At 70.4% G+C, this 6,000-nt stretch carries 6 protein-coding genes; 1 reads left to right on the top strand and 5 read right to left on the bottom strand.

The genetic code is table 11. The features are described from left to right. From ABD844_RS24015 to ABD844_RS24005, 3 genes are all read right to left on the bottom strand, one after another. A partial coding sequence (locus ABD844_RS24015) for an ABC transporter ATP-binding protein (protein ID WP_344881637.1) occupies nt 1-679 on the bottom strand: 679 nt, incomplete at its 3' end. Between the two features lie 103 nt (nt 680-782). Next, a complete protein-coding gene (locus ABD844_RS24010; protein WP_344882010.1) occupies nt 783-1,856 on the bottom strand; it encodes a hypothetical protein in 1,074 nt (357 codons plus the stop codon). After that, nucleotides 1,853-2,584 carry a hypothetical protein gene (locus ABD844_RS24005; RefSeq protein WP_344882007.1) on the bottom strand — a complete coding sequence of 244 codons (732 nt, stop codon included), beginning with the start codon at nt 2,582-2,584 and terminating at the stop codon, nt 1,853-1,855. Before ABD844_RS24005 ends, ABD844_RS24010 begins: the two co-directional genes overlap by 4 nt. A gap of 247 nt (nt 2,585-2,831) precedes the next feature. Between ABD844_RS24005 and ABD844_RS24000 the strand changes: the two genes are divergently transcribed. After that, nucleotides 2,832-3,827 carry a BtrH N-terminal domain-containing protein gene (locus ABD844_RS24000; RefSeq protein WP_344882004.1) on the top strand — a complete coding sequence of 332 codons (996 nt, stop codon included), beginning with the start codon at nt 2,832-2,834 and terminating at the stop codon, nt 3,825-3,827. 24 nt (nt 3,828-3,851) lie between these two features. On the opposite strand, the gene ABD844_RS23995 is transcribed toward ABD844_RS24000, so the two are convergent. Together ABD844_RS23995 and ABD844_RS23990 are read right to left on the bottom strand one after the other, a co-directional pair. Then, nucleotides 3,852-5,174, bottom strand: a complete 1,323-nt coding sequence (locus ABD844_RS23995) for an FtsX-like permease family protein (protein ID WP_344882001.1) — start codon at nt 5,172-5,174, stop codon at nt 3,852-3,854. Beyond that, nucleotides 5,174-5,989 (bottom strand): ABC transporter ATP-binding protein, encoded by an 816-nt coding sequence (locus ABD844_RS23990; protein ID WP_344881998.1) that lies wholly within the window; start codon nt 5,987-5,989, stop codon nt 5,174-5,176. The genes ABD844_RS23995 and ABD844_RS23990 overlap by 1 nt, the downstream gene beginning before the upstream one ends. Nucleotides 5,990-6,000: the final 11 nt, after the last annotated feature.

Genomic DNA, 6,000 nt, shown 5'->3' with positions numbered 1-6,000 from the left:
GGCCGGTGAGCCGGTGGTGGGTGGCCAGCAGCTTGTCGGTCTCCCCGGCCACCTGGACGCGGGAGTCGACGAGCACGATCAGGAAGTCACACGTGCGTTCCAGGTCGGAGACCAGGTGGGAGGAGAGCACCACGCTGAACTCGTGCTCGACCGTGGCCTCCATCAGCCCCTGCATGAACTCCCGGCGGGCCAGCGGGTCGAGCGAGGCGACCGGTTCGTCCAGGATGAGCAGCTCGGGCCGCTTGGCCAGGCCGAGGGTGAGGGCGAGCTGGGCGCGTTGACCGCCCGACAGTTTGCCCGCCCGGCGGTCGAGGGTGAGACCGAGGCGCTCAATGCGTTCCCGCGCCATGGCCTCGTCCCAGCGGGGGTTGAGCCGTGCTCCCAGCCGCAGGTGATCGGCGATGCTCAGCCCGGCGTAGACAGGGGTGTCCTGGGCGACGAACCCGACCCTGGCCAGTTGCGCCGGGCCACTGGCCGGCCGCCCGCCCAGCACGGTGATACCACCCGCCGTCGGCTCGAGCTGACCACCGGCCAGCTTCAACAGCGTGGTCTTACCGGCACCGTTGGGGCCGACCAGCCCCACGACATGCCCCGCCGGGATATCGACGGTGCACTCACGCAGCGCCCAGCGCTTTCCGTATTTCTTGCCCAGTCCCTGGGCCTGTAGGACAGAGGTCACGCCATGTCCTCCTGCGCGATGGTCCTGCACCATTCATCTAGGTCGCTAGTACTTTAGGAATGCGACTGTTAGCGGACCATAAGGAGGGAGACGGTCGTCGCGGTTACTCGTCCTCGGCGGGGGCGTCCGATGCGGCCGTACGCCGCTCCCGCAGGTCGGCCGCCAGCCCTTCCTTGCGGATGCGGATGTCGATGTAGAGCAGGACCAGGACGGCGACAGACCACGCGTAGAACACGGCGAGCGCGGCGTTGACCGGCAGGGAGATCAGGTCGGGCACCCAGGGAAGGTTCTCGGCGGATACCGGGAACACGGTCGTGACCAAGGCCAAGCCGCCCAGATTCGCCAACCCCAGCGGCAGAGCCATCGTCAGGCAGAGCGGCAGCGCGATCAGGATCTCAAGGAGGAGTATCCCCACGATCCGCAACAGGTTGTTGGCGACCAGCATGGCGGAGCGGCTCAGTGCGCCGCCGAAGCCGAGCGGTTCCAGCGCCGCGGTGACCGGCGCGAACATGAGCGCCAGCGTCATCAGCAGCCACACCACGATCACCAGCGCGAGGGTCGGTACCACAGTGATCAGCACGGGCATGAGAGCGTCCGATGAGGGAGATGAGGGAAAGGCGGGGACGCGGTCGCTTCCTGAGGACGGCAGCCCGTCGGGCAGCGGGGGGACGAGGCCGTCTCCGGAGGACGCCAGCGCATCGAGCATCGGGGCCAGCGTCGGCCAGAAATATGCCACAAGGGCCACGACCAGCCCGAGAACGACGAGCTGTGGGACCACGGTCAGCAGCGCGGTCACCCCGAGCACCGCCCGTATCCTCCGCGCCAGCAGGTGCAACGCGCCGCGGACCGTCACGGGTCGCCCCACCATCGCCTGCACGACGAGCACCGCCTGCAGAGCGCCGGTCAGCGCGAAGGCCGCCATGGAGACAGCCGTGCCTATCAGCGCCGACAGGCCCTGCAACTGGAAGTATTGCCCCAGATCGGTGTCTGGCGCGGTCTCCAGCGGGGTGACCATCCACCTCCACGCCTCCTGGAGGAGGTAGCTCGCGAAGGTGAGGACGAGCGCGGACCCCACGAACTGGAGTGGATGACGCCGCAGCAGCACGATGGCGACCGCCCAGATCTCCGTTATGTTGTGCGGCGCGATCACCAGGGGAGGGTGCCGTACGGGCCTCATGGTGTCGGCTCCTTCGAGTCGGCTTCGCCGCCGAGGCGTTCGTCCTGGTCGGCGAACTGGAGTACGGCGAGCATGGCGGCCGTCGCGAGGACGTAGGTGAGGACGGCCCACTTGACGGCGATGAGCACGGCCCACTCGATCGGCCGGAGATCGTCGGAGGAGCCCTCGGCGCCCATGCGCAGCAGCACCGCCGCGCCCAGCACCCCGCCGAATCCCTCCAGGAGCGCCCGCAGCGCACAGCGGGAGCCGAGGATCTTGAAGAACTGGCCGTGGGTCAGCCGCCGGGACAGCTTGACGGCCCCTCGGACCCGCAGTTCCTTCATGGTGACGCCGGGCGCGGCGAAGGCGAAGCGGATCTCCACCGCGCCGACCATGACGAGTGCGGCCAGGAAGAACAGCAGCCCGGCGCCGGGGACCTCGGCGACCGGACTGTCCCAGCGCGGGGCGAACGGGATGAGCGCGTACATGGTCAGGCCCAGGGCGCTGAGCAGGAAGGTGAGCCCGCACAGCCGGGCCAGGGCGCGCAGCCGGCCCGGCCGGGGCTTCTCGCCGACGACCGCCGGAGCCAGCAGGCCGCTGAGCACGACGATCGCGGCGCTGTTCATGGTGAGGATCGCGATCGTGCTCAGGGCCTCGTGGAACTTCGTCCACAGGAACGTGTACTCGTTCAAGATCGCCGGCCGCTTGATTACCTGGGCCAGCAACAACTGTGCGACGAGGGTGGGCACGGCCACCGCCGCGGCACGCCACAGAATGGTGGCGGGTTGTCGCCGTACCGCCTTGAACGCCGCGACGAATTGCTCTTCGGCGGGTTTCCACGGTGGTGGCGGGGGTGGTTCCTTTTCTGGATGGAGGGGGAGTGCGGCTGACGGTTGTTGTCCGGCACGCTCTCGGCTGTGCGCCACATTTCCCATTGAACCTCAAAGTACGGCGAAGGACTATGATCACACGTCGCCCTATAGGTTGGAGAAACGTATGAGCACCACGAAAGCGAATGAGATCGACGGTCGCGGTATGCAGCATTGCGAGACGACGGCGCTGGGAGTGCTGCTGCGCCACGAAGGTCTCGATCTGTCCGAGCCGATGTTGTTCGGGCTGGGTTCCGGCCTGTCGTTCCTCTACTGGGACAGCAAGGGCATGGACTTTCCCTTCCTCGGAGGCCGGGTCAAGCCTTTCGAACTCACCAGGAATCTGGCGGCCCGGCTGGGGCTGACGTTGCGGGTCGAGGAGACCTCCTCCCCGCGCAGGGCGTGGCAGAACGTGGCGACCCACCTCGACGCCGGACGGCCGGTCGGGCTGCAACTCGACAGCTACCACCTGGACTACTTCACCTCGAAGGTGCACTTCGGCGGCCACGTCGTCGCCATGTACGGCTACGACGACCAGCACGCCCACCTGGTGGACACCGAGCAGCAGGGCGGAGCGGTGACCACCACCCTGGCCGGCCTGGCCGCCGCCAGGGCCGAGCGCGGGCCGATGACGGCCAGGCACCGATCCTTCACCGTCACGGTGCCGGAGGGCCTGGCCGTCTCTCGTGACCTGCTCGTCGCCGCGATCAGGGGCTGTGCCGAGGCGTTCCTCGCCCCACCCATCGCGAACCTGGGCTGCCGGGGCATCGCGAAGGCCGCCGGGCAGGTGCCCAGGTGGCTGCTCCGTACCGATGATCCGGGCCACCACCTGCCCCAGGCCGCCATGCTCATGGAGCGGGCCGGCACCGGTGGCGCCCTGTTCCGCAACCTCTACCGCGACTTCCTCGGCGAGTGCGCCCAGGTGATCGACGACGACAACCTGCGCACCGGCCACGCGCTGTACGCCGAGGCCGCGTCCCTGTGGACCGACGTGGCCGCGCTGGTCGCGAAGGCCGGGGAGAGCGCCGACGCGAGCCACCTCGGGCAGGCCGGTGACGTCCTCCACGAGTTGTCGCGGGTGGAGACGGACGCCATGCGGGCGCTGAGCGCCTGCGGGTCATGACGATCAGCGGGCGCGCAGGGCGGCTCACGCCGTACGGATCATGCGCCTCCCGGTGAACGACGCGACGCCGAGCGTGACGCCGGCCCCGATCACGATCGTGATCGCGTAGGGGAGTGGCGCCGCCGCCTGGAGGGGGTCACCGGTCTTGACCACGGCGAAGGGCAGAACGCTGAGGAACGCCCCCACGCTGCCCGCGACGGTGCTCACGACCACGGCGGCGGCGATCTCCCGTACGAGCATCCGATGCGTCTGCGCGCCGGTCGAGCCGATGAGGGACATGACCGAGAACTCGGTTCGGCGTCGGCTGATGGAGGCGACGAGGTTGTTGGTGAGGGCGATGGCCATGAATGCCGCGATCAGGGCGACGACGAAGTAGTTGATCGAGGCGATGACCTGGCCGGTGCTGTTCGCCACGCCGAAGGTGTTCTCGATGCCCTGCATGCTGAGCGTCCCGGCGGCGACGCCGATGAACAGGGTGAGGAAGGTCACGGTCGGGCGTACCCGCTCCGGGGCGGCGGAGAGGTTGGTCACGGCCAGGTGGGAGGCGGCGCCGCGGGCTCCTGGGACGGCCCGGAGCACGCGGTTCACGGCCGTGATCAGCTCCGGGGCGAGCACGCACAGGCCGACCGCGACGAGTACGCAGCCGGGCCCGGTCATCGCCGTGGTCAGCACGTCGGCCGGATCCAGGCCGAACACCGCGGCCGATGAGCCCAGCCCGGCGAGCACCATGGTCGTCGCGGCGACGCGGCGGCCGTTTCCCCGGCGTCGGCCCGTACGGCGGCGCGGGGGCGGGGCCGCGTCGGCGACCGGGCTGCGGTGGGCGAGCGACCGGCTGCCCAGCCACGCGGCGAGCACGCTCGCGACCAGCACGACGAGCACCCCGAGGGCGGGGAGGAGCACGCCGGGCGCGAAGACGGAGGCGGGGTCGGTGAGCCCGGCCGAGTGGATGCCCCGGGTGACGATCCAGCCGAGGAGGTAGCCTCCGGCCAGGCCGGGGAGCGCGACGACGGCCGAGATGACCGCGGTCTCGACGACGAGCATCCGCTGCACCTGCCGCGGAGTCGCGCCGATGAGCCGGAGGCCGGCGATCTCCCCGGCCCGGCCGCCGAGGGCGACGCCGATCGTCGAGACCATGGCGAACAGCACGATCCCGACCGCCCAGCCCCCCATGATGAGCGGGAACTGGACCAGGAAGGCGCGGTCGGCCTCGGCCGTACTGGCGGCCAGGCCGGTGCCGAGCAGGCTCGTCATGCCCGAGACCAGGACGGTGCCGACGAGCGCCACCAGGCCGGTGGCGACCGCGGCGGCGCGGTGGTGCGCGAACGAGCGAAGGGCGAGCTTGACCATCAGTTCGCCGCCGGACCGTTCGCGGCCTGCTCGGCGGACTCGACCAGGACGGCCATCCTGGCGGCCACCTGCTGCGCGGTGGGGGTGTGGAGCCGGTCCACGATCCGGCCGTCGGCGAGGAAGAGCACGTCGTCGGAGTACGAGGCGGCGACCGGGTCGTGGGTCACCATGATGATCGTCTGGCCGTGGTCCGCCAGCTCGCGCATCAACGTCAGGACCTCTCTGGCGCTGCGCAGGTCAAGTGCGCCCGTGGGCTCGTCGGCGAAGACGACGTCGGGCTCGGTGATCAACGCCCGCGCGACCGCGACGCGCTGCCGCTGGCCGCCCGACAGCTGGTCGGGGCGGTGACTGCCGCGGTTGCCGAGCCCCACCCTGGCCAGCAGCTCGGTGGTGCGCGCCGGGCGCGGCCTGCGCGAGTCGAGCCGCAGCGGCAGCTCGACGTTGTCGACGGCCGAGAGCGCGGGGAGGAGGTTGAACGACTGGAAGACGAACCCGACGCGCCGCCGGCGCAGCAGCGCGAGCTGGGTCTGGTCGAGCGCGTGCAGGTCCTGCCCGTCGAGCTCGACGGTGCCCGAGGTCGGGGTCTGCAACCCGGCGGCGCAGTGGAGGAGGGTGGTCTTGCCGGAGCCCGACGGTCCCATGATCGCGGTGAAGGACGACCGGGCGATGTCGAGGGTGATGCCGCGCAGGGCGTGCACCGGCCCGGCCTCTCCCGGGTATTCGCAGCGGAGGTCGCGTACGCGCAGCACGGGCGGCGCGAGCGCGGCACCGGAGTACGGGCCGGTGGAGTGAGGAGCTGTGGAGTACGCAGCCATGAGGGCCTCTC

Source organism: Nonomuraea antimicrobica, assembly GCF_039536965.1.
Classification (GTDB): Bacteria; Actinomycetota; Actinomycetes; order Streptosporangiales; family Streptosporangiaceae; genus Nonomuraea; species Nonomuraea antimicrobica.
This window is presented reverse-complemented; position numbering and strand designations above follow the sequence as displayed.

Bases quoted from the DNA above. Each gene is read 5' to 3' on its own strand.
- ABD844_RS23995 (WP_344882001.1), bottom strand. From the start codon at position 5,174: ATGGTCAAGCTCGCCCTTCGCTCGTTCGCGCACCACCGCGCCGCCGCG.
- ABD844_RS24010 (WP_344882010.1), bottom strand. From the start codon at position 1,856: ATGAGGCCCGTACGGCACCCTCCCCTGGTGATCGCGCCGCACAACATA.
- ABD844_RS23990 (WP_344881998.1), bottom strand. From the start codon at position 5,989: ATGGCTGCGTACTCCACAGCTCCTCACTCCACCGGCCCGTACTCCGGT.
- ABD844_RS24000 (WP_344882004.1), top strand. From the start codon at position 2,832: ATGAGCACCACGAAAGCGAATGAGATCGACGGTCGCGGTATGCAGCAT.